Source organism: Achromobacter pestifer (genome assembly GCF_902859625.1).
GTDB lineage: Bacteria > Pseudomonadota > Gammaproteobacteria > Burkholderiales > Burkholderiaceae_B > Achromobacter > Achromobacter pestifer.
In genome coordinates this window covers 1,481,851-1,507,235 of sequence record NZ_CADIJX010000001.1, presented here as the reverse complement: position 1 = coordinate 1,507,235, position 25,385 = coordinate 1,481,851, and the positions used below count along the sequence as shown (strand labels likewise).

The 25,385-nt window shown below is 62.1% G+C and carries 26 protein-coding genes, 1 tRNA gene and 1 riboswitch; of the genes, 16 read left to right on the top strand and 11 right to left on the bottom strand.

The window, feature by feature from the left end; all coding sequences use genetic code 11:
* The first annotated feature begins 40 nt into the window (after positions 1-40).
* Complete coding sequence (locus tag HV753_RS06540) at positions 41-238, top strand: hypothetical protein (RefSeq protein WP_175173564.1); 198 nt, start codon at positions 41-43, stop codon at positions 236-238.
* 122 nt (positions 239-360) lie between these two features.
* Here the strand turns inward: HV753_RS06540 and HV753_RS06535 are convergent, their stop codons facing one another.
* The 3 genes from HV753_RS06535 to HV753_RS06525 all read right to left on the bottom strand — a co-directional run bounded on the left by HV753_RS06535 (position 361) and on the right by HV753_RS06525 (position 4,061).
* Positions 361-1,497 carry a porin gene (locus tag HV753_RS06535; protein ID WP_175173563.1) on the bottom strand — a complete coding sequence of 379 codons (1,137 nt, stop codon included), beginning with the start codon at positions 1,495-1,497 and terminating at the stop codon, positions 361-363.
* A gap of 489 nt (positions 1,498-1,986) precedes the next feature.
* Entirely contained in the window at positions 1,987-3,273 is a 1,287-nt protein-coding gene (locus HV753_RS06530; protein WP_175173562.1) for an LLM class flavin-dependent oxidoreductase, read from the bottom strand.
* Positions 3,274-3,278: 5 nt separating this feature from the next.
* A complete protein-coding gene (locus HV753_RS06525; protein ID WP_175173561.1) occupies positions 3,279-4,061 on the bottom strand; it encodes a 3-oxoacyl-ACP reductase in 783 nt (260 codons plus the stop codon).
* A gap of 108 nt (positions 4,062-4,169) precedes the next feature.
* Positions 4,170-4,277, top strand: a riboswitch (TPP riboswitch).
* 103 nt (positions 4,278-4,380) lie between these two features.
* Here HV753_RS06525 and HV753_RS06520 point away from each other — a divergent pair.
* From HV753_RS06520 to HV753_RS06495, 6 genes are all read left to right on the top strand, one after another.
* A complete protein-coding gene (locus tag HV753_RS06520; protein ID WP_175173560.1) occupies positions 4,381-5,832 on the top strand; it encodes a sodium:solute symporter family protein in 1,452 nt (483 codons plus the stop codon).
* 311 nt (positions 5,833-6,143) lie between these two features.
* Entirely contained in the window at positions 6,144-6,710 is a 567-nt protein-coding gene (locus HV753_RS06515) for an RNA polymerase sigma factor (RefSeq protein WP_175173559.1), read from the top strand.
* Positions 6,711-6,869: 159 nt separating this feature from the next.
* Complete coding sequence (locus HV753_RS06510; RefSeq protein ID WP_175173558.1) at positions 6,870-7,223, top strand: BufA1 family periplasmic bufferin-type metallophore; 354 nt, start codon at positions 6,870-6,872, stop codon at positions 7,221-7,223.
* Between the two features lie 68 nt (positions 7,224-7,291).
* The gene (gene bufB, locus HV753_RS06505) at positions 7,292-8,185 is read left to right on the top strand and encodes an MNIO family bufferin maturase (RefSeq protein WP_175173557.1); all 894 of its coding nucleotides are present in this window, start codon (positions 7,292-7,294) and stop codon (positions 8,183-8,185) included.
* Entirely contained in the window at positions 8,169-8,957 is a 789-nt protein-coding gene (locus HV753_RS06500) for an HvfC/BufC N-terminal domain-containing protein (RefSeq protein ID WP_175173556.1), read from the top strand. Before bufB ends, HV753_RS06500 begins: the two co-directional genes overlap by 17 nt.
* Entirely contained in the window at positions 8,950-9,468 is a 519-nt protein-coding gene (locus tag HV753_RS06495; protein ID WP_217481437.1) for a DoxX family protein, read from the top strand. The genes HV753_RS06500 and HV753_RS06495 overlap by 8 nt, the downstream gene beginning before the upstream one ends.
* Positions 9,469-9,554: 86 nt before the next feature.
* Here HV753_RS06495 and HV753_RS06490 read toward each other — a convergent pair.
* The 3 genes from HV753_RS06490 to HV753_RS06480 all read right to left on the bottom strand — a co-directional run bounded on the left by HV753_RS06490 (position 9,555) and on the right by HV753_RS06480 (position 11,621).
* A tRNA-Ala gene (locus HV753_RS06490) sits at positions 9,555-9,630 on the bottom strand.
* Between the two features lie 69 nt (positions 9,631-9,699).
* Positions 9,700-10,482: an exodeoxyribonuclease III gene (gene xth / locus HV753_RS06485; protein ID WP_175173555.1), complete on the bottom strand. Its 783-nt coding sequence runs from the start codon at positions 10,480-10,482 to the stop codon at positions 9,700-9,702.
* A gap of 206 nt (positions 10,483-10,688) precedes the next feature.
* The gene (locus HV753_RS06480; protein WP_175173554.1) at positions 10,689-11,621 is read right to left on the bottom strand and encodes a cation diffusion facilitator family transporter; all 933 of its coding nucleotides are present in this window, start codon (positions 11,619-11,621) and stop codon (positions 10,689-10,691) included.
* 289 nt (positions 11,622-11,910) lie between these two features.
* Between HV753_RS06480 and HV753_RS06475 the strand changes: the two genes are divergently transcribed.
* Positions 11,911-12,120: a hypothetical protein gene (locus HV753_RS06475; RefSeq protein ID WP_175173553.1), complete on the top strand. Its 210-nt coding sequence runs from the start codon at positions 11,911-11,913 to the stop codon at positions 12,118-12,120.
* Positions 12,121-12,145: 25 nt separating this feature from the next.
* Here HV753_RS06475 and HV753_RS06470 read toward each other — a convergent pair whose 3' ends face one another.
* Positions 12,146-13,201, bottom strand: coding sequence for an MBL fold metallo-hydrolase (locus HV753_RS06470; RefSeq protein ID WP_175173552.1), 1,056 nt, complete (start codon positions 13,199-13,201; stop codon positions 12,146-12,148).
* 165 nt (positions 13,202-13,366) lie between these two features.
* Between HV753_RS06470 and HV753_RS06465 the strand changes: the two genes are divergently transcribed.
* On the top strand, positions 13,367-13,981 hold the full coding sequence (locus HV753_RS06465; RefSeq protein WP_175173551.1) for a TetR/AcrR family transcriptional regulator: 615 nt from the start codon (positions 13,367-13,369) through the stop codon (positions 13,979-13,981).
* Between the two features lie 18 nt (positions 13,982-13,999).
* Here the strand turns inward: HV753_RS06465 and HV753_RS06460 are convergent, their stop codons facing one another.
* Positions 14,000-15,016, bottom strand: a complete 1,017-nt coding sequence (locus HV753_RS06460) for an aldo/keto reductase (RefSeq protein ID WP_175173550.1) — start codon at positions 15,014-15,016, stop codon at positions 14,000-14,002.
* A 114-nt stretch (positions 15,017-15,130) separates the two neighbouring features.
* Here HV753_RS06460 and HV753_RS06455 point away from each other — a divergent pair, with 114 nt between their 5' ends.
* Entirely contained in the window at positions 15,131-16,045 is a 915-nt protein-coding gene (locus HV753_RS06455; RefSeq protein ID WP_175173549.1) for a LysR family transcriptional regulator, read from the top strand.
* Between the two features lie 18 nt (positions 16,046-16,063).
* Here HV753_RS06455 and HV753_RS06450 read toward each other — a convergent pair whose 3' ends face one another.
* Positions 16,064-16,867, bottom strand: a complete 804-nt coding sequence (locus tag HV753_RS06450; RefSeq protein WP_175173548.1) for a FadR/GntR family transcriptional regulator — start codon at positions 16,865-16,867, stop codon at positions 16,064-16,066.
* Positions 16,868-17,120: 253 nt separating this feature from the next.
* Here HV753_RS06450 and HV753_RS06445 point away from each other — a divergent pair, with 253 nt between their 5' ends.
* Together HV753_RS06445 and HV753_RS06440 are read left to right on the top strand one after the other, a co-directional pair.
* The gene (locus HV753_RS06445) at positions 17,121-18,557 is read left to right on the top strand and encodes an aldehyde dehydrogenase family protein (protein WP_175173707.1); all 1,437 of its coding nucleotides are present in this window, start codon (positions 17,121-17,123) and stop codon (positions 18,555-18,557) included.
* Positions 18,558-18,669: 112 nt separating this feature from the next.
* Entirely contained in the window at positions 18,670-19,374 is a 705-nt protein-coding gene (locus tag HV753_RS06440) for a riboflavin synthase subunit alpha (RefSeq protein WP_175173547.1), read from the top strand.
* 23 nt (positions 19,375-19,397) lie between these two features.
* On the opposite strand, the gene HV753_RS06435 is transcribed toward HV753_RS06440, so the two are convergent.
* Positions 19,398-20,894: a M81 family metallopeptidase gene (locus HV753_RS06435; protein ID WP_175173546.1), complete on the bottom strand. Its 1,497-nt coding sequence runs from the start codon at positions 20,892-20,894 to the stop codon at positions 19,398-19,400.
* Between the two features lie 323 nt (positions 20,895-21,217).
* Between HV753_RS06435 and speG the strand changes: the two genes are divergently transcribed.
* Positions 21,218-21,802 carry a spermidine N1-acetyltransferase gene (gene speG / locus HV753_RS06430; protein WP_175173545.1) on the top strand — a complete coding sequence of 195 codons (585 nt, stop codon included), beginning with the start codon at positions 21,218-21,220 and terminating at the stop codon, positions 21,800-21,802.
* A gap of 34 nt (positions 21,803-21,836) precedes the next feature.
* On the opposite strand, the gene HV753_RS06425 is transcribed toward speG, so the two are convergent.
* Positions 21,837-24,002, bottom strand: coding sequence for a heavy metal translocating P-type ATPase (locus HV753_RS06425; protein ID WP_246288167.1), 2,166 nt, complete (start codon positions 24,000-24,002; stop codon positions 21,837-21,839).
* A 3-nt stretch (positions 24,003-24,005) separates the two neighbouring features.
* On the opposite strand from HV753_RS06425, the gene HV753_RS31220 reads away from it, so the two are divergent.
* The 3 genes from HV753_RS31220 to HV753_RS06415 all read left to right on the top strand — a co-directional run bounded on the left by HV753_RS31220 (position 24,006) and on the right by HV753_RS06415 (position 25,356).
* Positions 24,006-24,245 carry a hypothetical protein gene (locus tag HV753_RS31220; RefSeq protein ID WP_246288166.1) on the top strand — a complete coding sequence of 80 codons (240 nt, stop codon included), beginning with the start codon at positions 24,006-24,008 and terminating at the stop codon, positions 24,243-24,245.
* A 102-nt stretch (positions 24,246-24,347) separates the two neighbouring features.
* Positions 24,348-24,782, top strand: a complete 435-nt coding sequence (cadR, locus tag HV753_RS06420; protein WP_175173544.1) for a Cd(II)/Pb(II)-responsive transcriptional regulator — start codon at positions 24,348-24,350, stop codon at positions 24,780-24,782.
* Positions 24,783-24,819: 37 nt separating this feature from the next.
* Positions 24,820-25,356 (top strand): DUF1697 domain-containing protein, encoded by a 537-nt coding sequence (locus tag HV753_RS06415; protein ID WP_175173543.1) that lies wholly within the window; start codon positions 24,820-24,822, stop codon positions 25,354-25,356.
* Positions 25,357-25,385 lie beyond the last annotated feature (29 nt).

Genomic DNA, 25,385 nt, shown 5'->3' with positions numbered 1-25,385 from the left:
CTGGTATCGGAACCGGGCTGTTTTGAAGGAGGGCGCCAAGATGTCCTGGCTAACCCTGAGCATTGTCCTGATTCTTTTCGCCGCCGTTGGTGCGGTTCTGCTGCGTCACCCCGGCGTGGTCCTGTACGACTGGATCGTCACCCGCCAGGCGACTGCCCGCGCCCATGCCGCCGTGCCGGCACCTCAAGCGCAACCGCGCCCGGCGGAACACGCCGAACCCGCCGCCCTGGCGGGGTAACCGCCCGCATTCACCCGCTACGCCAACTCGCAACAAGCAAAAAAAAGGCCATCCCGTAAAGGATGGCCTGAATTGCGAAGGGCGCCCCGACTCTGCTCAGTTGGGGCGGCCCATAAGCCTGCTTAGAAGCGATGGCGGATGCCGACGCCGACCGTGCTCATCTTGTTGCCGTTGATGAAGGCAGCGCCGTCAGCGTAGGACGCCAGGGCGTACAAGTTGGTCCGCTTGGACAAGTCGTACGTGTAACCCAGGCTGTAGACATCCATGGCGTACAGGTTCTTGTTCGGATCAGCGCGTTGCCACGAAGCAAAGACGTTGCTGGCGCCGCCGATCGGCGCGCTCACGCCGACCATGTACGAGTTGATGCGCAGGCCGTCCCACGTGAAGCGACCGTTGGTGAAACCCTGGCCCATGGCGCTGCCACCAGCTTGCTGGCGGCCGCCCATCAACGCGAAGTCCTGACCGGCGAAGACGCCGTCTTCCGAACGGCCGTAGGCCAGCGACAGCTTGATCACTTCAAAGTCGTAGGCGCCGCCGATGATGAACTGCTGCGGTTGCGGCTGGTTCGGCTTGCGGTACTGCACGTCATAGGACAGGGCCAGCTTCAGGGGGCCGTTGTCGTAGCGCACGCCGGCCGTCCAGGCACGGTTGTTTTCCTTGGTCTTGAAACCGGTCGGGCCTTCAACGTCGTCCGTCGAGAACGAATAGCCCACGCCGCCTTGGAAGCCGCTCCAGACCGGGGTCTGGTACATGACCATGTTGTCATAGCGAACCGTGTTGGCCGCGCTGAAAGCCATACCCATGTTGGCGTTCAGGTAGTCCAGCGAGAACGGATCGATGTCGGCGAAGTACTTGGACGCGATGTTGGTTTGACGGCCCAGTTCCAGCAGACCCCACTGGTCGCTGCTCAGGCCGACCGTGGCTTGGCGGCCGAACAGGCGGTTGCTTTGCGAACGGTTGCCGTTATTGGCCGTGAAGCCGCTTTCCAACGTGAAGACAGCCGCCAGGCCATCACCCAGGTCTTCCGTGCCGCGCAGGCCGAAGCGGGAACCGTTCTGGATGCCGTCGTTCATGCCAATCTTGGATTGGTAGTCGCCGCCGTACTGGCCGCGATTCGAGTCGGTGGTGCCGACCTTGCCGCGCTGATAGGACAGACCCAAGTCAACGATACCGTACAAGGTAACAGAGGTCTCGGCCTGTGCAGCACCGGCCATGCCAGCCAGAATCGCGCCTACGAGCAAAGTTTTTGTTAGTTTCATATCCACATCCGGTTCTTGAAGCTTGTATCGCCCACTTTCAGCACGGTGAAAGCAGCCCTGACCCAACGATAGGCAAGACAGCCGGAAAATATGAAACCGAAAACTACATAATGGTTCGGAATATGCAAATTGGGGCCGCATTCGTGAGTTCCTCCCCTGACGTTCTCCTTAAGTCAATAAAAATAGTTACTTGGTTAACATCTGAAAACGCCGGATTTATGGCCTAAGAACAACAGTCTTCGCAAAACCGGCGTGCCAGGCATCTCGTTCCAACGATTAAGCCTTGATATTAATGAAGAAATTATTGGGCGCTTGTTGCGTACATATTGATAAATTGTGTCTATCATTTCGTTGCGATTGAGACGGTATCGCATCTATTTGGGGTTGCCGCAGCGCAGCCCCGGTTTATTCCGCAGGCGCCAAGAAAACAACGCATCGCGCCGATTGGCGGATGCGTTGTCTTGGGCCGTGCGTCGTGTGAGGATGCGGTCAGCGTTCCGGCCGTGACAGGCCCAGGTGGCCGCGCAAGGTGCGGTGTTCGTAATTGGTGCGGAACAGGCCCCGGCGCTGAAGAACGGGAATCACCTGTTCGACAAAGTCGTCGATGCCGCCCGGCAATGACGGAGGCATCAAATTGAAACCGTCCGCCCCTTCGTTCCTGAACCAGTGTTCCATCTGATCCGCGATCTGCTCGGGCGTGCCGACCATCGTGCAATGGCCGCCGCCCGCCGCCAAGCGTCCGAGCAATTGCCGCACGGTGGGCTGTTCGGTTTCAATGATGCGCAGAATGGTCGCGTACCGGCCTTGCGGCCCCTTGAACTCTGACAAGGGCACAAGCGGTGGCACGGGCGCGTCCAGCTCCCACTGACTGCAATCCTGCAACACGAAGGTTCCCAGTTGGCGCAGCGAGGCGTCACTGGGCAGCAGCACGTCCAGCTCGCGTTGTTTGGCGCGCGCTTCGGCTTCGGTGGAGCCGACATAGGTGACCAGGCCCGGCATGATCGGAACGAAGGCGTCGCGGCCCGCGGCGAGCACGCGCTGTTTGATGTCGCGGTAATAGGATTGCGCGGCGGGCAGGTCGTACGCCACGGCGTAAATGGCTTCGGCACGACGGGCGGCCAGATCGCGGCCCTGATCGGATGCACCCGCCTGGAACAACACCGGATGGCCTTGAGGCGGGCGCGGGACGGTCAGCGGGCCGTCGACCAGGAAGTGCTCGCCATGGTGGTGAATTGGGTGGACCCGTTCAGGCACCCCATAGACGCCGTTCCGGTCGATGACCAGCGCATCGTCTTCCCATGAATCGAACAGTCGCAGCGCCACATCGACGAATTCCTCGGCGCGGGCGTAGCGCCAGTCGTGTCCGGGCATGGCTTCATGGCCATGGTTGCGGGCCTCGGCGTCGAACATGGACGTCACCACGTTCCAGCCCATGCGGCCGCCGGAGATATGGTCCAGCGACGCAACCATGCGGGCTGCGTGGAACGGCGTGAAGAAGGTGCTGGATACCGTGCTGATCAGGCCGATGTGGGTGGTTGCCCGCGCAATCGCCGCCATCGTGGTCAGTGGCTCCAGATACCAGCGCGGGCCATCGCCGATGTTATCCATGGACTGGCCGTCGGCGAAGAAGATGGCATCCAGCTTGCCGCGTTCGGCGGTGCGGGCCAAGCCTTCGTAATAGCTGATGTCGCCCAGGCGTTCGGCGGCGGAATCCGGGTGACGCCAGGCGGCGCGGTGGTGGCCGCAGCCGAAGATGAACAGGTTCAGGTGCAGCATGGCGATCAGTTCTTGACGAGGCCGCCGTCCACGACCAGGTTTTGGCCGGTCACGCTGCGCGACCAGGGGCTGGCGAAGAACAGTACCGCGTCGGCAAATTGCTCGGGCGTGGTGACCGTGCGCAGCGGCGTGCTGGCCGCGATCAGGTCGAACACCGCTTCGGGCGTGGCGGCCGAGGCATCGGTCGTGCGCAACAAGCCGCCCGACACCATATTGACGGTGATGCCGTGCGGGCCAAGGTCATGCGACAGCGTCCGGGTGAACGACAGCAGGGCGGCCTTGGCGGCCGTGTAATCGTGGTACGGCACGACCGGGTTTTGAACCAGGTTGGTCCCGATGTTGATGATGCGGCCAACGCCAGCGCCGCGCATGCCGGGCAGCGCTGCCTGCGTCGTGTTCAGCGCGCCGCGCACGCTGCCTTCGATTTGTTGGTTCAGCTGGTCCCAGGTCAGCGTGTCGGCGTGCGGACGGGCGTCGCCATTGAACTGGAACGCGGGCAGGGCGTTGTTGACGACCGTCGTGACGGGCATGCCGAAGTGGCTTTGCGCCTGCGCCACCATGGCCTGCACGGCTTGTGCGTCGCGCACGTCCGCCTGGATGGCCAGCGCGCGGCCGGGGGCGGTGGCGGCCAACGCTTGTGCTGCGTCGGCGCTGTTCAGGTAATTGATGACCACGCGCGCGCCTTCGCGCAGGAAGGCGCGCGCGATGTGCGCGCCCAGGCCCCGGGCGCCGCCCGTGACAATAACCAGTTGTTCGTTCAGGGCGGGGGCAGCGTGTGCAAGGGACATGATCGGACTCGTCGATTTCATCGGCACGCACGCAAACGGGTGCCGCAAGCGGGCGAACTTAGCATAAATCCATGCGTTGACATTGGCCCGCCGCTCTCCTAATCTTGCGGCAATTCCTGGGGGAGCCCTGTTTCGGGCTGAGATTCCGCGTCATCGCGGTAACCCTTTGAACCTGATCCGGGTAATGCCGGCGAAGGGAAGGACATCGCACGACTCCGCGCGCCCTCCCTAGACTTTCATCCATCTTGCGGCCTCCCTTCCTGGCGGGCCGCCGCGTTGCGCGCCCGGTTGTCGGCCGGTAGCGGGAGGGCAGTTTCCCATGTTGACCCAAACCACCGCCCTGATGTGGCTGCTGCTGTTCTCAGGCGGCTTCGCGCTGGCCAGCGTGCTCTATACCCGGCGCAAGCGGGGCACGCTGGAAGACTACATCGTGGCCCGCAACAGCCAGGGCGCCTTTGGCACCATCCTGACCCTGATGGCGTCCACGTTGGGGGCGTGGATTCTGTTTTCACCGGCGCAAGCGGCAACCTGGGGCGGCCTGGCGGCGGTGATCGGCTATGCGCTCGGGTCCATGTCTCCGCGCCTGGTGATGATTCCGCTGGGACGGCGCATGCGTGAATTGATCCCCCACGGGCACACGCTGACGGAATTCCTGATGGCGCGCTATGGACGTCCCATGTACGGGTTGGCGCTCTTCATCATGCTGTTCTACCTGTTCATTGCCTTGTCGGCCGAAGTCACGGCGATTGCCAAGCTGGTCACCATGCTCGCGCCCGTGCCGCTATGGGCCACCGCGGCCATCGTGATGGGCACGACGCTGCTGTACACCACCTACGGCGGGCTGCGTTCGTCGATTTTCACGGATCAGGTACAGATGATGGTCATCGTGCCGTTGCTGGTGATCCTATGCGTGGTCGGCTGGCAAGCGGCGGGCGGTGCATTGCCCACCATCGAAGCCTTGCAGGCCAAGGCCCCGCAATTGCTGGACGTGACGGATCCGGGTGGCGTGAAGGCGGGGCTGACGTTTTTCGTGGCGATCCTGCTGACGGGCATCTTCCACCAAGGCAATTGGCAGCGCATCTACGCCGCGAAGGACGCGCGTTCGATGCGCAACGGCTTCCTGCTGGGCGGCATCCTGGCCGCGCCGTTCATCTTCCTGATGGGTCTGTTCGGCCTGGCCTTCGTGGGACTGGCTCCCGCTGGGGACAGTTCGATCGCCTTGTTCAGCGTCATCATGCCGCATGCGCCCGCATGGTTCGTGATTGCCTTGATTCCTTTGGGCCTGTCGCTGGTGATGAGCACCGCCGATACGGCGATCAGCGCAGTGTCCAGTATTGTCGCGGTCGACATGCGCCGCCTGATGCCAAACGCCAACGGCATGGACATGAAGCGCCTGGCGCGCTGGGCGGTGCTGCTGCTGGCCATTCCCGTGATGATCGTGGCCTCGCAAGGCTACAGCGTGCTGTACCTGTTCCTGTTGGCCGACCTGCTGTGCTCGGCCGCCGCCTTTCCCGTGTTCTACGGCCTGTTCAGCCGCAAGCATGACGGCCTGACGGCCACCGCCGCAACGGTCTCCGGCCTGGCGGCGGGCCTGTTCTTCTTCCCCGCGCCGGGTGACAAGCCCACATTCCTGTTGGAGTCGTTCCTGTTGGCGGCTTTCGTCCCCGTCGTCACGACGGTGCTGATGCGCCTGATCCTGCGCGGCCGCCAGGAATTCGACTTCTCGACCTTGAGCGGCGCCGTGCGCCGGCTGGATCAGGACGCGGCGTAGGGCAGATATCTCCAAGGCTTTTCCATCTGGCGCCTGGTGGATCGGAGGTCGTTATCCCCTTCATGGCGACCCCTAGGGAACACGACGAGCGGACGGGTCGGCCCAGCAATTCGCGGATTGACCGAACCGTTTCGGTGTTTCGGCGCCTCTATGGGGAAGTGTGAGGCATGGGTGCTGATGCCTATGAAGGGCGCGGAGGCTATCAACATGACGAAAGAAATGAAACGACTGCCGAAAGCGGAGACTCGGACGGTGGTACGTTCCAGTCTTTGCTTGGTATGTTCTGAATCGCATACACGGGAGACAAGAACATGCGCACCCCTGTGAGTGATCGCGACAATTTGATTATGGCCGCACAGACCGGAGATGCGGGCGCCATCACTCGCCTGCTTGCGGTCTGTCAAGCGGACGCGCGTCGCTATGCTTACAAGCATTGTCACGCTAGCGATGTCGATGACGCAGTTCAGGAGTCGTTGCTCATCATTTCGCGCAAGGTCAAGGGACTCAAGGCGGTGGCCGCGTTCTCCTCCTGGTTATTCACCGTGATCAAGCGAGAGTGTCGAAAGCTCGCGCGAGCGATGTTCAGGCTTGATCCGCTGCCGGATGAGCTGGCCGAGGAGTTGCTGTCGCACCGACCGACTGACGATCTGAGAATCGATCTCGCGCATGCGCTGGAGTCATTGCCTGCACACTATCTGGAAGTCGTGCTTCTGCGAGACTTCGAGGAACTGACCATCGCTGAGATCGCGCAGCGCTTGGGCGAGCAGCCCGGTGCAATCAAGAGCCGGTTGCACCGCGCGCGCGAGCTGGTTCGCGAATACATGCTGAGTTCCGAACTCTCGGCAGGGCCGCATGGCAGGCCTACAGAACACAATTAGTGCCTGTTCCCAGACAGTTCCAAGATGCCCGAGAGGGCATTTTTTTTGTACTCCGCGAACCGTTCTGGCCGGTTGCGCGCTCCTAGTAAACGAGGCCAGTTGATTCTGACTCATTGTCGGCAGTCCATCGGACTGCTTCGCCGCCATAGGAGCAATGAAATGTCGAACCGTATGTTGTCCGCCGTCGTCGCCACGGCTTTTGTCACCGCGATCGGCGCATTTTCCGCCCCCAGCCAGGCCCAACACATGGGTATGAGCAAGGCCGATATGGAAAAGATGCAGAAGGAAGCCCAAGCCAAAAACATGGAAAAGATGAAGACGGGCAGTTTCGAGAAGTGCTACGGCGTTGCCGAGAAGGGCAAGAACGACTGCTTTGCCGGTGCCGGAACCACCTGCGCGGGCACCAGCACCGTCGATTACCAAGGCAATGCCTGGAAGCTTGTCGCCAAAGGCACGTGCACCACGATCTCGACGCCGGCCGGCAAAGGCAGCCTTGAAGCCAAGAAGTCCTGACACGAGCGGTTGATCTGGTGAGCGGCGGCTTTCGGGCTCCGCCCGCCACTTCAAGAGAGAGGATCATCATGGGCATTCAAGCCATTGCGCACACCGCTGCGCGGACAATCCCTGCACGTGCGGGTGTCGGCCTCAAGGCCGACCATTATCGTGTCATCGTCGAGACACGGCCCGACATCGGTTTCTTTGAGGTCCATGCGGAAAACTACATGGGCGCCGGGGGGCCGCCCCACCGTTATCTAACGGACATCCGCGAACACTACCCCCTGTCGCTACATGGCGTGGGCCTGTCGATTGGCGCCGATCGACTGCTTGATCCGGCGCATTTGCAGCGCCTCAAAGTGCTGAACGATCGGTACGAACCGGCCCTGCTTTCTGAACACCTTGCATGGTCTTCCCATGGCAATAGCTATCTGGATGACCTGTTGCCAGTGCCTTACACCGACGAAGCGCTACACCGCATTTGCCAGCACGTCGATCAGGTGCAAAGCGTCCTGGGTCGGCAAATGCTGCTGGAAAACCCATCGACGTACATCTGGTTCAAAGAAAGCACCTGGCACGAAACGGACTTCATCCGAGAGATCGCCCAAAGAACCGGATGCGGCCTGCTGCTCGATGTGAACAATGTGCACGTGGCGAGCACGAATCAGCAATGGGACGCGCCCGCCTACCTCCGCGACTTTCCGCTGGCCCATGTGCAGGAGATTCACCTGGCCGGCTACTCCCGTCAGACGGACGAGACAGGACGTCCTTTGCTGATCGACTCGCATGACCAGCGCGTGGATGGGCTCGTTTGGAACCTATTTGGACAGGTCATTGAACGCATCGGACCAATTCCTACGCTGATTGAGTGGGATTCCAATGTGCCTACCTGGTCCGAGCTGCACGCGGAGGCGGTGATGGCCGAGCTGGTGATGGATAGGTCGAACGCAGAGGAGCGGCGCTATGGCACGCTTGACTGAACGTCTGGAAGAATTTGCCTCGGCGCTTCTCGACCCCGATCGCGCGATCCCCGAGGGCCTTGTGGGCCCCGATGGCGAGCCGAGCGCCCGGCGGTTTGGCGTCTATCGGAACAATGTCTTCGTCGGACTGACTGGCGCGCTGCGCGCGGGCTTTCCCCGCGTCGTCAGGCTGGTGGGAGACGAGTTCTTTGCCGCGATGGCCCGCGTTTTCGCAGCTGCCAGTCCGCCCGATTCGCCTGTGCTGTTGCACTACGGTGCCAAATTCCCGGAATTCATCGCCTCTTTCCCGCCCGCCGAATCCTTGCCTTACCTCGCCGACGTGGCCCGTGTCGAGCGCGCGGCAACCGAGGCTTACCACGAGCAGGAGGCAACCCCGTTGGCGCCCAGCGCGCTTGCGAGCGTGCCGCCTGAGCAGACGCCATGGCTGCGGTTCAAGCTACACCCTTCGGTTCGTCTGGTGCGCTCGCCGTTCCCGGTCTTCACGATCTGGCGGATGAACGCCGCCGACGGTACGCCGGCGCCGGTCGGCCTTTCCGAGGCGCAGGACGCGATGGTGCTGCGCCCCGACGCCGAGGTGCACGTTCACCGAGTACTGCCAGCGAGCCATGAATTCGTGGCCGCGCTAGGCCGGGGCCTGACGTTATCGCAAGCCCTGGAAACCGCTCTTGCCGTTGATGGCGATTTCGACCTGGCGGAAAACCTGCGAGAGCTGATCCACATGGGGGCTTTTGTCGGCTTCGAGCTGGAGGCAGGGGAGAACGAGCATGAATAACGCAAGTCCCATGAAAGCGCGCGTGCCAGGCGTGCCGGGCGCCGTGAATGGCATGCTTCTTTGGATGGCGCAGGCCGCCTGCATGGCCGCGCCGCTTTTTCTCCGGGTGGCGTTGGCGTTGCCTTTCTTCAAGTCCGGCCTCACCAAATGGGACGGTTTCCTGTCGCTGTCGCCGGCCGTGAGCTTTCTGTTCCAAGAGGAATTCAAGCTGCACATCTTTGGGAAAACCTATGATCTGCCTGCCCCGGACGTGCTCGCACTCGTCAGCGGCTCGGTCGAGATCATTTTTCCGATCCTGTTGATTCTTGGTCTTGCCACGCGGTTCAGCGCCCTGGGTCTGCTGGGCATGACAGCGGTGATCCAGCTCATTGTGCCGGATGGGTGGGCGAACTTTCATTTGCCCTGGGCAACCATGGCGATCGCGTTGATCGCCCTCGGGCCAGGCAGGCTTTCTCTTGATGAGTGGATTCGCGGGTACCTTGATCCTGGCCAGACCTCGACATCAATCTGAAGGCCAAAAAGCCAAACCTACGCCAAACAAAAACAGCGCCCCAAGGCGCTGTTCTGGACTTCTCTAGATCACTCTGGAACTTGAATTGGTGGAGCGGAGGAGGATCGAACTCCCGACCTTCGCATTGCGAACGCGACGCTCTCCCAGCTGAGCTACCGCCCCGATGAAGCAAGATCAAAACTATACAGGAACATTCTGGCGGCGCGCAACACGCCGCCCGACAAAAAATTCCTAGACGAATTCCAGGGTAGCGACGACCGGCGCGTGGTCTGACGGCTGTTCGTTGCGGCGCGGCTCTTTGTCGATGGCGCAGGCCACGCAGCGCTTGACCAGCGGAGCCGACAGCAGCACGTGATCGATGCGCAGGCCGGCGTTGCGGCGGAAGGCGAACTGGCGGTAATCCCACCAGGAAAACGACTTCTCGGGCTGCTCAAACAGGCGGAAGGAATCGGTCAGCCCCAGATCCAGCAGGGCACGCCAGGCCGCGCGTTCGGGTTCGGACACCAAGACCTGGCCTTCCCATTTTTCGGGGTTGTGCACGTCTTCGTCGGCCGGCGCGATGTTGTAGTCACCCAGCACCGCCAGGCGGGGGTATTGCTTGATCTCTTCGGCCAGCCAGTTGTGCATGGCCTCGTACCAGGCCAGCTTGTAGACGTACTTGTCCGAATCCAGCGACTGGCCGTTGGGACAGTAGGCACATACGACCCGCACATCGCCTTCGGGGCTGGGGAAGGTCAGGGCCAGCACACGTTGCTGGGGGTCTTCGTAGCCGGGGATGTTGCGCACCATCGACGTGCCGGGCATGCGTGAAACGATGGCCACGCCGTTGTACGTTTTCTGTCCGGCCCAGACGGCGTGATAGCCCGCTTCCTTGAAAGCGGCCTCGGGGAACTTGTCATCGGTGAGCTTCAGTTCCTGGATGCACAGCACGTCGACCGGATTGGCGGCCAGCCAGTCCAGCACTTGCGGCAGGCGCACGTTCAGGGAGTTCACGTTCCAGGTGGCTAATTTCATGATTTCTATAGACCGTTTATTTATGCGGCTGTTGGCGGTGGCGCCTTCCAAAATCCCGGTCTAGCTACTCATCTGGCTACTCATTCGGGGCGCGGTTGGCGATCGCCAGGGACAAGGCCAGATGATACCTGCTCATGCCGCCTTCTTTTGCTTGCTCCGTTCGATCCGTGCCTGGACGCGGGTGACGGCGGCCGGGGAATAGGCTCTTACACCGCCCATCCAATATCTGTCGTAAAGGCAATGGTCAGCCAGCGATCTGGGGTGTCATCACCCACCGCCTTGCTGATCTCGTCACGAATGCGATCCCACTCAGCCAAAGGTTTGGCGGGCATGTCGACGGGCACGATGAAGTACAGCTCAATCTGTCTGCCTCGTCCAACTTTCGCGACATAGGAGCGATGCGATGAAAAACCATAACGGCTCGAGAAATCATTGGCTACCTGATCTACGTGCTCTTTCAAATCCTGCGGCGTAATCAGCAAGACATCAGAGAGCGCTTGGCGGATCGTACCGATCGGCAATGGAATGATGATCAGGCATACCAACGCCAATACCGCCGGATCGATGTAGGGTGTGATCCAGTCCAGAGAAGAGCCTTCGATAGCGTAGCCCACGCAAAATGCCAGCAAGAGCGCGGCGGTAATGCCGCCTGACATCACCCATGCTTTTGCATCCAGGGCGACGAACTGAGAGCGCAATTTTCGGTTTATCCGCATCTCATAGACGGCCATGCCGATACATGCAACCAAGGCAAATGCTGCGTAGAAGATCGCGTAGGAGAAATCCAGATCGCGTCCACCTCTCATCAGGCTGCCAATTGCATTGATCAAGGCGTATATGGCTACACCTGTCAGCATGATGCTGTTCAGCCCCAACACCATGGGCTCAAGATGCCAGAAGCCCATGGAGAAACGGTCACCCAACTTGCCGTTGGCGCCGCCAGGGGCCGTCGATAGCGAAATCAGCCTTGCAACGATCAGCGCGAGACCGCTCATCCCGGCGTCTGCCAGCATATAAACGCCATCGAAGACGATCGAGAACGAGCCGGATAGCAAACCGAAGACAATGCCACTTCCAGCGACAACAATCGTCACGAGAATGGATGCCTGAAGAACGGATTGTTCGGTATGTGTTGTCATTTTGCTTGTAGCGGTCACACAGCAAGATGTCATTCGGATTAAAAATAATAGTTACGGCCAGCGCACTTTTTTAGCTCCGATTTGTAATTTTGTGCTGGCTGCCCTGGCAGCAACGCAGCACCCGATTGCGTTGACTGCCATTGAGCGGGGAATTCTTGCATTGCTTTGCTACGTTCCCCCTCCCGCTCGACGACGCGGGCGCAACATTCTCGTGAGAATTGCTGAACATTATCGCCAGTATCATTTCGTAGTATCTCCACTGAAAGAAAATTGAAAGGTGGAGAGAGAGATGGCAATTTGCAGTGCATGCGAGGATGTCGTGCAGCATGCTCGCGGCGAACCCGGCCATGACGGGCTGATCAGCCTGGGGCTGGTGCGCAGCCTGGACGTGGTCAGCCGCAAGGCGAGCCATGAGGCGTTTGTTTGCATGACGTGCGGCACCGGATGGGACTACTTCCACGACAAGAAGAATCCCCAGGCCGGCTGGGCGCGCTCTTGACGCGCCGATCACGCTTGCGGGGGCGTTAGCGCGTACCGCTGACTTCTCCATTCAGCGATTCCCGCCACCAGCGTTGCCCGGGGTTCAGCTGATTCATATCGACGTGTTCGCCCATCCGGGGCGTGGTCAGCGATACGCCGGCCTTGTCCGCCAGGGCAGCAATGGTCTCGAAGGGGGCGTGCCATGCGTGCATCGCCAAGTCGAATGTGCCGTTATGGATCGGCAGCATCCAGCGTCCGCGCAAGTCGATATGGGCTTGCAGTGACTGCTCCGGCATCATGTGAACGTCGGGCCAGCGTTCGTTGTAGGCGCCGGTTTCCACCAGCGTGAGATCGAAGGGGCCAAAGCGTTTGCCGATTTCCTTGAATCCGTCGAAGTAGCCGGTATCGCCGCTGAAAAATACCCGGAAGTCTTGGTCAATGATGGCCCAGGACGCCCACAGGCTCTTGTTGCCGTCAAACAGTCCGCGCCCCGAAAAGTGCTGCGCCGGCGTGGCGACTAGGCGCAGGCCGTCCAGCGTGATGTCTTCCCACCAATCGCGCTGGTGGACTTTCGCCGGATCCACGCCCCATTCCATCAAGGTGTCGCCCACGCCCAGCGGCGTGACGAAATGCCGCGTTTTCTTTGCCAGCGCCAGCACGCTTTGCTTGTCCAGGTGATCGAAATGGTTGTGCGACAGGATGATGCCGGTGATGGCGGGCAGATCGTCGATGGAGATCGGCGGTTGGTGGAACCGTTTTGGGCCTAGCCATTGAAAGGGCGACGCGCGATCGGAGAACACGGGGTCGGTCAGCCAGAGCCCGCCCTGCAATTTCATCAGCAGCGTGGAGTGGCCGAGGCGGAACAGGCTGCGGTCTGGAGCGGCTTCGAGTTCGGCACGGGTGATCGGCACGACGACGGGCGGGGTGGCAGGCACGCTATCGGCAGGCTTGTTGAACAGGAAGTCCCACATGATGCGGGCGGTCTTGGCAAAGCCGGTGGCAGCGATCGGCTTCGCGTTTTGAAACCGACCGCTGCCATATTGCGCCGAGCCGGAATAGGGCGTCGTGCGGGACGTGGAACCTGGCAGACAAGTTGTCATGATGATGAGGCTTGCAAAAAGCGCGGTCGCGCGAGGGCAGTGGAGCGGCATCGCATGGCGGACCCAGGGATGGCTGATGAGAATTACACCGGCGAGTGTACTTTTGCCTTTTTGAAAAGTAAACCAGTCGGTGTAAATTTGAGGGTGTCCCCCAATGAGCCCCTGATGACTGCCCCTAAACGTCTTACCGACCGCAAGCACGAAGCCATTCTGATGGCCGCCATTGACGAATTTCGGCGTCATGGCTTTGCCGCGACCAGCATGGATCAGATCGCCGCGGCGGCGGGGGCGTCCAAGCGGACGGTCTACAACCACTTTCCAAGCAAGGATGCGCTGTTTGCCGAGATCCTGATGCAGCTGTGGCGCCGTGCCGCGGTCGTGGATCTCAGCTACTGCGCGGATCGCCCCTTGCGCGAGCAACTGCTGGAACTGCTTTGGCAGAAAATGCGGATGCTGAACGATGCCTGTTTCATGGACCTGGCCAGGGTGTTGGCGTCCGAGGCGATTCTTTCACCTGCGCGCGGCCGGGACATGATGGCGCGCTTGGGCGACAAAGAAGAGGGCGTGGTGCTTTGGGTTCGCGCGGCGGTGGCGGACGGCCGCCTGAATGCGGCCGATCCCATGTTTGCCGCCCAGCAGCTTCAAGGGCTGGTGAAGAGCTTCGCCTTGTGGCCGCAACTGGCCATCGGCCAGCCGCCGTTGACCGACGCGCAGCAGACCCAGGTTGTCGAAGCCGCCGTGGACATGTTCCTGGGTTATTACGGCGTGCAGGCGGCGTAGAGCGGCTGTCTTGCTCGCTTAAACGGCGTCGATCGGCAGCGGCGCGTTGGGCGCGACCAACTGCTCGGCGCGCATGTCCTGCCAGAACGCTGCTGGGACCACGCTGTTCAGTGCAGCCATGTCTTCGGCCAGGCGTTCCGGGCGGCTGGCGCCAGGAATCACGGCAGCCACGGCGGGGTTGGCCAGCGAGAATTGCAGGGCGGCCGCTTTGACGCTGACCCCATGGCGCGCGGCAATCGCCTTGATGCGTTCGACCTTGGCGATGATTTCCGGTGACGCCTTCTGGTATTCAAAATGGGTGCCGCCGGCCAGGATGCCCGAGCTATAGGGGCCGCCGACGACGATGTCCACCTTCTGGCGGGCGGCAGCCGGCATCAACCGTTGCAAGGCGCGTTCATGGTCAAGCAGGGTATAGCGGCCGGCCAGCAAAAAGCCGTCAGGTTGCGCTTCGGTCAGGTCCAGGGTCAGTTCCAGCGGTTCGACCTTGTTGACGCCGATGCCCCAGGCCTTGATCACGCCTTCTTCACGCAAGCGCGTGAGCACGCGGAAAGCGCCGGTGCGGGCGATTTCAAATTGCGCCAGCCAGTTGTCGCCGTGGAAATCCTGGGCGATGTCGTGCACCCAGACAATATCCAGGCGATCCGTGTCCAGGCGCTTGAGGCTGTCTTCGATAGAGCGCAGGGTGGCGTCGGCCGAATAGTCATCGACGATCTTGTTGGGACGGCCAAACTCGAACAGGCCGCCTTTTTCACCCATCTCCCGCGTGGCCGGGTCTTCCAATTCGTCCAGGATGATGCGGCCGACCTTGGTGCTCAGCACGTAATCGTCGCGGCGATGTTTTTTCAAGGCGGCGCCCAGGCGTAGTTCGGCCAGGCCGGCGCCATAGAACGGGGCAGTATCGAAATAACGGATGCCGCTGTCCCAGGCAGCGTCGACGGTCGCCAGCGCTTCCTGTTCAGGGATGTTGCGGAACATATTGCCTAGCGGTGCCGTGCCGAAACCCAGCTTTCCGGTTAGCAAGTGTTTGATACTCATGATGTTTTCCTTGGATGTTGGATCAATGATTTGAATCAGCCAGGCCAGAATAGCTGGACGAGTTACGTCCGTCCAAGACATAATTCGACAAACTTGAGTCGAAAAAGGTCTTATATGCTGGATGTCCGCCAACTCCAATATTTCGTCGCCGTGGCCGAGGAAGAACACGTGGGCCGCGCAGCCGAACGCCTGCATATTTCGCAGTCTCCGCTAAGCCGGCAGATTGCGCAGTTGGAAGAAAAACTGGGCCTGATCTTGTTTGAGCGCAGCGCCCAGCGCATCCGCCTGACACGGGATGGCCACACCTTTTTGGCCGAGACACGCGCATTCCTGACGCATGGCAATCGCCTTGAAGCGTTGGCTAAGCGATTGGGCCGGGGTGACGAGGGCGGTCTATGCATTGGCTACATCGAAAACGCCATGCATTCCGGCGTCTTGCCTGAAGGGCTGCGTACCTTGCGCGCCAGCCGCCCGCAGGTGCATATCGCGCTGTACAACATGCATTCGGCGGAGCAAGTAGAGGGTTTGCGGCAACGTAGCCTGGATATTGCGCTGCTGTGCGAACCGCCGGTGGCGGACGACCCAGACCTGGATTGCGCGCAAGTGCTCAGCGATCCCATGCTGCTGGCCATGCCCGAAACCCACCCCCTGGCCGCCAAGCCTGACCTGACGCCAGAGGACTTGGCGGGCCAGGAATGGATCGCCGTGCAGCATAAGGAAAGTGCGTTGAAGCACGATAATTTCGTTGCCGCCTGCGCCCGCGCGGGGTTCACGCCTGATATCCGGATGGAGGCAACCGAGCCGTTGACGGCGTTGGGCCTGGTGGCGGCGGGGCTGGGCATGGCCATGATCCAGCATAGTCTGCGACAGCACGCGCCGGCCGGCGTGGTCGTTCGCGCCTTGCCGTGGTTCAGCTACCGCACGCCCTTGTGGCTGGCGTGGCACAAGGTGAATTTGCGCCCGCTGGTGGGCATCTTCCGCGAAACCCTGCTGGCGCAGGCAGCGTTGCCCAGCGCTTTGCAGGGGTAATGTCTTCAACCGGCCGGGTCAGTATTCCGAGCCGCTGTTCAGCATCCGGCTCTTCGCTTTTTCGATGTGTGCGCGCATGACGTTGCGTGCACCGTCGGCGTCCTGGTCCTGGATCAGCCGGTAGATGTGCCGGTGTTCGTCGATGGCGGCGCGGGTGCGTTTCCAGGGTTCGCTGTGGACCAGATGGCGCATCACGTTGACCGCGTGGCTGACGTCGTATTCCAACGATTTCAACACCTGCACAAAGCGCTGGTTGCTGGTGGCCGCCGCGATGGCGCGGTGGAAACCGTAGTCGTGATGGTGGGCGATGGCGCCCGATGCATCGGCTTCTTCATACCCCGTCAGCATGCGGTCCATTTCGCGCAGATCGTCCGTGGTGCGGCGCAGGGCGGCCAGATATGCGCATTCGGGTTCAATCACCATGCGCAGTTCCAGGCCTTCCAGAATGTGGCCAACGCGGCGCGCGGGGTCCACCGCGGGCATGCCGCCCATCAAGTCGGGCTTGGCGCGCACGTAGGTTCCCGATCCGCGAATGGAGTCCACCAACTGGTCTTCGCGCAGGCGGTCCAGCGCTTGCCGGACGACAGGGCGCGATACCTCGAACAGCGCGGCCAGTTCCAGTTCGGCGGGAAGTTTGTTGCCCGGCGCGATCTTGCCGGTGGCGATGGCGTAGAACAGGCTTTCGTAGACGCGCTCGGCGAAGCGTTCGGCGCGGACATAGCCCAGGCCCGAAGCCACGTCGGCCAGCACGTCCAGTTCGGGACGCGGGCGGCTGGCCGCATCCAGCAGGGATTCCAACTGCGGGTCACGCACATTGCTCATTGGCGCGCTCCTGAATGAAAGGTGAGTGGGCCCCGTTTGTCAGTCGCCATGACAAATGGGCCAGGGCGTAAACCCTTGAAATACTAGGGATTACCCCAGGTGATGAGGAAATGTCCTGAAGGCTGGGACGAAAGCTGTCAATTCAATTGACAAGTTACAGCGGCCTCCCGTACCTTGCCATGAAACACATCGCCCGCGCGCGCGCCGGCGATGTTTCCGCAACCGGCCGTCCGGCCGCTACTTTACTGCGCACATCGTGACTCAGAAGAACTTTATCGCCAACCAATGGGTGGCCGCTGCCGCCGGTGAAACCATTCCCGTCCTGAACCCGTCCGATGGCAAGCCGTTCGAGGCAATCGCCCGGTCGGGCGAAGCCGATATCGACCGCGCCGTGCAGGCGGCGCGGCAAGCGTTTGAAGGCGACTGGGGCCAGATGGCGCCCGCCGCGCGTAGCCGGTTGTTGATGCGAATTGCGTTTGCGTTGCTGGACCGCCAGGAAGAATTGGCGCAGCTGGAATCGGCCGACACGGGCAAGCCCATCAAGCAGGCTCGTGCGGATGCCGCCGCCGTGGCGCGCTATTTCGAGTTCTACGCCGGGGCCGTCGACAAGCTGCACGGCGAGACCATTCCCTACACGCCGGGCTTCACGGTGCTGACCGTGCGCGAAGCGCATGGCGTCACGGGTCATATCGTGCCCTGGAACTACCCTTTGCAAATCTTCGGCCGCAGCGTGGGCGCGGCGCTGGCCGCGGGCAATGCTTGCGTGGTCAAGCCTGCCGAGGACGCCTGCCTGTCGCTGTTGAAGGTGGCTGAGATTGCCGCTGAAGTGGGTCTGCCGGCAGGGGCCTTGAACATCGTTACCGGCTATGGCCATGAAGCGGGCGCCGCGCTGACCGCGCATCCCGGCATCGACCACATTTCGTTCACCGGTTCGCCGCAGACGGGCAAGATGGTGGCGCATGCCGCCGCTGAAAACCATGTGCCGGTCACGCTGGAGTTGGGCGGCAAGTCGCCGCAAGTCGTGTTCGACGACGCCGACCTGGACGCAGCCATGCCGGTGTTGTTGGCCGCCATCATTCAGAACGCCGGCCAGACCTGCTCGGCTGGCAGCCGCGTGCTGATTCAGCGCGGCGTCTACGAGACCGTGATCAAGCGCCTGTCGGAAGCCTTCTCGGCCACCGTCACCGGCCCGGCCGCGCAAGACCTGGACGTGGGTCCGTTGATCAGCGCCCGCCAGCACGATCGCGTGCGCGGCTTTTTGGCCGAAGCCGAAAGCGAGGGCTTGAAGGTCGCCGCGCGGGGCAAGCTGAAGGACGGCACGCCCGAGTCGGGCTATTACCAGCCGCCCGTGCTGTTCCGTGACGTGCCGCCCAACAGCCGTTTGGCGCAGGAAGAAGTGTTCGGCCCGGTGTTGGCCGCGATGGTGTTCGACACCGAGGAAGAAGCGCTGGAAATCGCCAACGGCACGTTGTACGGCCTGGTCGCCGGCGTGTGGACCCGCGACGGTGCGCGTCAAATGCGCCTCGCGCGCAAGTTGCGCGCGGGGCAGGTGTTCGTCAATAACTACGGCGCTGGAGGCGGTGTGGAACTGCCGTTCGGCGGTTCGCGGCAATCGGGTTATGGCCGTGAAAAGGGCTTTGAAGCCTTGTACGGCTTCACCACCCTGAAGACCATCGCGATCCGTCATTGATCGTATGCCGGGCGGTGTTCGCCGCTCGGCATCGCGGGGCGGCTCCTGGCAAAATATCGGTTAACGTTGATGTTTTGCTTCAGGGGCCTGCCGCCCCGTTTTCAGGATCCGTATGTTCACCGGTATTGTTCAAGGCACCGCGAAGATCGCGAAGATCGCGGATCGCGAAGGCCTGCGCACCTTCACGCTGGATTTCCCCCCTGGTTTCTGCGTTGACCTGGCCATTGGCGCCAGTGTGTCGACCGACGGCGTTTGCCTGACCGTCACGGAATTGCTCTCCGACAACCAGGCGACCTTCGACGTCATGCTTCAAAGCCTGGCGATCACCACGCTGGGCAGCTATGCCGAAGGCGATCGCGCCAACGTCGAGCGCGCTGCCCGCGATGGGGCCGAGATCGGCGGACATCCGCTATCGGGCCACGTGGACTTCACGTCCGAAGTGGTCATGGTGAAGTCGTCGGACACCAATCGTCTGATGCGTTTCAGCATCCCGCCCGATTTCCGCAAGTACGTCTTCGCCAAGGGTTATATCGCCATCAACGGCGCCAGCCTGACGGTGTCGGAAGTGAACCGCGTCGAAGGCTGGTTTGAAGTCTGGCTGATTCCGGAAACCCGCCGCATGACGGTCTTTGAAGACAAGCAGGTGGGCGATTTCGTCAATATTGAAATCGAACGCAGCACGCAGGTGGTGGTGGATACCGTGCGCGAGACCGTCCAGGAAAGCCTGGGCAGGCTGCAACCCTTGCTGGAAGCCATCCTGAAAGAGAAGGGGCTGACGCTGGAAGACTTCGTCAGCCCTCAGGGCAAGCTGAAATAAGGCTTGGCCCGGCCGGGCATCGTTTATTGGCTGGTGAAAGGCCGGCCCAACGGCCGCACCCGGATGCCTGGCTGCAACCGGGTCCAGGGCAAATCCGCCGGGTCGGCCTGCATCGGCCCTGGCGCCTTGGCCACCAACACCTCGTGCGCGATGGGCTGGAAGTCGGCGCGGAAATGCACCGAGCTTTTCACGACCAGGATCCCCATTTCCTCGGGCTGCACGCCGCCCACGCGAAACAGGTTGCGGTCCAGCATCTGCGCCTTGCTGGCGCTGACCACCACGCGCACACCACCGATCCGCAGGCCGGCGACCGCGCCCAAATCCACGTCCATGCCATGCATCATCGGGCCGTCGAAACGCAGCTTGCCGGGCGATAGTGTCTCCACCACAAATTCCCCTTCAAAGGCCGTGTCGCCAGCGACGCCTGATTGACCGCCCAGACGCAATGTGACCGTCTTGCCTATCCCGGCGGCGGTTGCCGCGCGCACCGCTTCCGGGTCATAGAAAAGGCCCAGCGCCGCGTTCTGCGCATCCGCCTCGACCAGCGCCCGCAACATGCCCGTGGTGTTGGCGTCGCCGCCCGCGCCCGGATTGTCCTGGGTGTCGGCGATGACGACGGGGCGGGATGCGCCGGCGGCCAAGGCCTGCGCGCGGCGCACCGCTTCGGCGGGCGCGAGGAAGTCCGGCGACCATTGCGGTTCCAGTTCCAGCACGCGCTGATATAGCGTTTCGGTGACCTGTTCCACCGCGGCGGCATCCGTGCCGTAAGCCCAGACCACGGGGCCGCATTCGGGGAAGTCCGCCGCCGGAAAACCGGGCGCGAACGAGACGGATGCCACCCCTGGCGTTTGCTCCAGCTGGGCCAGCGTTTCGTACACGCCTTGTGACGGTTGCAGCATCGTGCACATGCCATTGATCGGTATCAGGAAGGGCAGGCGGCGTTCGCAGCGCACCCATTGGCGTCCTGCCGCCATGCGGGCGAGCAACAGGCGGGCGGCATGTTCGCCGGTGTCGGCCATGTCCACGTGCGGATAGGTGCGGAAGGCGGCCAGTCCGTCGGCCTCGCGCAGCATTTCGCCGGTGACGTTGGCGTGCAAATCCAGGCTGGCGATGACGGGCACGTCCGGCCCCACGATGCGGCGCACGCGCGCCAGCAGTTCGCCTTCGCCGTCATCCAGGTGTTCGGTGACCATCGCGCCGTGCAAGTCGAGGTAGACCGCGTCGTAGGGGCCTGCGCGCGCGGCATCCAGGATTTCCCCGGCAATGCGTTCATAGGCGTCGCGGGTCACATGCGCTGACGGGCTGGCGCCGGCCCAGATCACCGTGCGCACGGTATGGCCCTGCGCCTGGATGGCGTTGAGGAAACCGCCGGCCGGAATATTGACCGAGCGTAGCGCCAGCATGTCGTCGCCGCGCACCATGGCGGGAAAGCCTTCCCCTCGGACAAAATTGTCGTAGCCCGCCTTGGACGGTGCGAAGGTATTGGTCTCGTGCTGGAAGCCAGCCACCAGGATATGCATGTCGTTTCCTCTTGTTGATTGGGATAGCGCGCAAGAGCCGGCAGTGTGGCATGAGAGGGATGCGCAAGCATGCGGAAATACCGCTGGAATTGTCACTGGGCGGACGTCGCGGGAGCGGAAGATAACGAGAACGGCGCGTTGCATTACCGTTGTATTGCGTTACTTTGTTGCGATCTATTTATTTATAGATCGATGCGCAGCAACGATTTCCAGGCATTTATGCTTCAAAAGCCGCATGAATACTGGAAAAAATACTGAAATCACCATGTGACGGGCGTTTCGAGGCGGACTCGACTACAATGGCGGCACTTTCGGAGGTTTCTATGTCGGTAATATCCGATATCAAAATACGCCCCCTGGAGCGCGGCGACCTGCACTTCGTGCACAAGATCAACAATAACGACGTCATCATGCGTTATTGGTTCGAAGAGCCTTACGAGGCCTATGACGAACTGGTCGCCCTCTATGACCGCCACTTGCACGATCAGAACGAGCGGCGCTTCATCATCGAGCACGACACCGGGCAACCCGCCGGCATGGTGGAGTTGGTGGAAATCGACTACATCCACCGTCGCGCCGAATTCCAGATCATCATCGCGCCCAGCTATCAGGGCCGGGGCTACGCCAAGGCGGCGACCCGTATCGCGGTGGGCTACGCATTCCGCGTGTTGAATCTGCACAAGGTCTATCTGGTGGTGGACAAGGACAACACCGCCGCCGTGCACGTGTATGAGCGCTGCGGCTTCCAGATCGAAGGCTTGATGAAGGAAGAGTTCTTTTCCAACGGGGCCTATCGTGACGCCTACCGCATGGCGCTGTTGCAGCACGAGCATCTGCGCGATGTCGGGCCCGGCGCACCAGATGCGCCCGTGCTGCGCGATTGGCCGCAGGAAGAACAGACGGGCTGACGTCCGTCCATTCTTCTACCGCTTGCACCACCGTCTAGTCCGCTGCGCGCAGCAGGCGCAAGCCGTTGGCCACCACCAGCAGGCTGGCGCCCACGTCGGCGAATACCGCCATCCACAGCGTCGCGTTGCCGGTCATCGCCAGCGTCAGGAACACGACCTTGATGCCCAGCGCCAGCGTGATGTTCTGGATCAGCACGCGATGCGTGGCGCGTGACAGCCGCAGGAACGTGCCGATCTTGCGCAGATCGTCATCCATCAGGGCCACGTCAGCCGTTTCGATGGCCGTGCCCGTGCCCGCCGCGCCCATTGCGAAACCGATGTCCGCGCGAGCCAGGGCCGGCGCGTCGTTGATGCCGTCACCCACCATGCCCACGCGGCCGCTCGGCGCCAGCTTGCTTTCGATGGCGGCCAGCTTGTCTTCCGGCAGTTGATCGCCGCGCGCTTCGTCAATGCCCACCTGTTGCGCGATGGCCTGCGCGGTGGGCGTGTTGTCGCCGGTCAGCATCAGCGTGCGCACACCCAGCGAGTGCAGGTCCGCGATGGCGGCCGCGCTGGTCGGCTTGACCGTGTCGGCCACGGCGGCCAGCGCCATGACCCGGTTGCCGTCGGTCAAGGCGATGGCGCTCTTGCCTTGGCGTTCCAGTTCGTCCAGGCGGGCTTCCAGCTTGGGGCTGGACACGCCCAGTTCTCGCATCAGGCGGCGATTGCCCAATTGGTAGGTCACGCCATCGATCTGCGCGCTGACGCCGCGGCCGGGCAGGGCGGTGAAGTCCCCGACCTCCAGCAACACCGTGCCGGCGTCGCGGGCCGCATTGGCAACGGCCAACGATACGGGGTGGTCGGAACGGGCTGCCAGGCTGGCGGCGATCAGGGCTGCGGGCTGGCGGGTGTGGTCCGACACGTCCCAATCCTGCAAATCGGTCTGCACCGGCTTGCCATGGGTCAGGGTGCCGGTCTTGTCGAGTGCCAGCCACTTCAGGTTGCGGCCTTCTTCCAGATAGACGCCGCCCTTGACCAGGATGCCGCGCCGCGACGCCGCGGTCAGCCCGCTGACGATGCTGACCGGCGTGGAAATCACCAGCGCGCACGGGCAGGCGATGATCAGCAGCGCCAGCGCGCGGTAGATCGCGTCAAACCAGGGCTGGTCCCACAGCAAGGGCGGTACCACGGCAACCAACACCGCCACGCCCACCACCGCGGGGGTGTAGATGCGTGAGAAGCGGTCAATGAAGCGCTGGGTCGGCGCGCGGGCGCCCTGGGCCTGTTCGACGGCGTGAATGATGCGGGCCAGCGTCGTGTTGCCGGCAGCCGCGGTCACCCGGTATTCAAACGAACCGGCCGCGTTCACGGTGGCGGCAAAGACGGGGTCGTCCTGCGCCTTTTCCACGGGCAGGCTTTCGCCGGTGATGGGCGACTGATCCACGGTGGAGCTGCCGCTGACGATGATGCCGTCGGCCGCGATGCGTTCGCCCGGGCGCAGGCGCACCACGTCGCCCACTTGCAGTTGCGCGGCGGGCACCTCAAGCCAGGTGCCGTCGGCCTGGCGCACGGTCGCCGTCTCGGGCGCCAGGTCCAGCAGGCCACGGATGGCATTGCGCGCGCGGTCCAGGGACCGGGCTTCGATCAGTTCGGCCACATTGAACAGGAACATCACCATCGCGGCTTCGGGCCACTGGCCGATCACGATGGCGCCCGTCACGGCGATGCTCATCAAGGCATTGATGTTGAGGTTGCCGTTGCGCACCGCGATCCAGCCCTTGCGGTAAGTGCTAAGGCCGCAAGCCAGAATGGCGGCCACGGCGAAGGCCGCGGTGACGCCCAGGGGCCAGCCCGCGAAGTGCGAGAACTCGGACAAGGCGGCCAGCACACCGGAGCCGCCGATCAGCCACCAGTTCACGGGTTTGGCGGCGGGGGCGGGCGTGCGGGGCACGCCATCGGCCAGCGGCTCGGGCGTCATGTCCAGCGACTTGATGGCCGCCATGATGCGGTCCAGCGCGCCTTCGGCGTGCACCACCGTCAGCACGCGCTGCATCAGATTGAAGTCCAGCGCATGCACGCCGTCCACTCCGTGCAGCTTCTTGCGGATCAGCGTTTCCTCGGTGGGGCAGTCCATCTGACCGATGCGCAGACGCGCCAGCAACTGGCCGGGGCCGGCGGTCAACGTGGCCTCGCCCGCGCCTGTCAACGAGAAATCCTTCATCGCATGGGCGCTGCCGCAGCAGGCGGCTTCTGCCGGTGCATGGCGATGGCCATCATCGTGTGCATGCCCGTGGGCGCTGTGATCGTGGCCGGCATGGTCGTGACCTGCATGATCATGGCCCGCATGGTCGTGGTCCGCATGGTAGTGGCCTGCGTGGTCGTGACCATGCGAGTGCCCATCGCCTCCGTGGCAGCTGTCGCCGTGCCCGGTGGGCAGGTGTTCGGGTTGTTTGACGGGAGGTAAGGACATCGTTCTTCGCCTTGTGTAATGATGTCCGTATTCAACACCTTGGAGTTACTATAGGGTCAACCCCTTAGTTCAATCGGATGCGATCCAGGAGGCGCGATGCGTATTGGCGAATTGGCCACGGCGGCCGGCACCACGGTCGAAACCGTCAGGTACTACGAGAAAGAAGGGCTATTGCCCGCCCCCGAGCGGGGTCTGAACAACTACCGCAGTTATGGGCAGCCCCATTTGGAGCGGCTGCGCCTGATCCGTAATTGTCGGGCGCTGGACATGACCCAGGACGAAATCCGGGCAATCCTGTCCTTGGCTGACAATCATCAAACGGGGTGCGGCCCCATTAATGAATTGTTCGACGAGCACATCTCGCACGTGGACGAGCGGATTGCCGAGCTGATCCAACTGAAGACGCAACTAAGCGAATTGCGCCAACGTTGCTTGTCGGCGCGGCCCGATGCGGAAGATTGTGGGATCTTGCACGGCTTGTCGGAAATGCAGGTGGAAGAGCGGCAGGAACGGCATACGCATTTGGGATAAGGCCAGATTGCTTGCCGCAGGTTTACGGCGTTGGACCATGAATACAAAAATAATCCTGTTGCGTGGCGTGATGCCGACCGGAAAGAACAAGGTGCTGATGGCTCCGCTGCGCGCGGCGCTGGAAGCCGCCGGTTTGTGCAACGTCAGGACCTATATCCAAAGCGGTAATGTCATCGCCTCCACCGACCTTGCGCCGTCATCCGTGGATGACCTGGTTCACCATGTGATCAAGGAACAGTTTGGCGGGGATATCAAAGTCCTGACGCGATTGCCGTCCTACTTCGCGGATGTCATGAAAAACAATCCGTTCAAGGGCGAAGACCCCTCCAAGCTCTATTTCACCTTGCTTGAGTCCAGCCCGGATGACGCCCTGCTGCGGTCATTCCATGCGTTGGGTCATGCACCGGATCAGGTGCGCGTGGTGGGCGACATGGCCTATGTGCGATGCGCGACGAAATACAGCGATCTGAAGGCCAATAACAATTTCATCGAGAGAAAGCTGAGGCTTGTCGCGACGACGCGCAATTTCAATACGGTCTCGAAGCTGATTGCACTGAGCACGGTCGACGGATAGCGGCTCAGGGCCTGGCGGAGCGCAAAGGG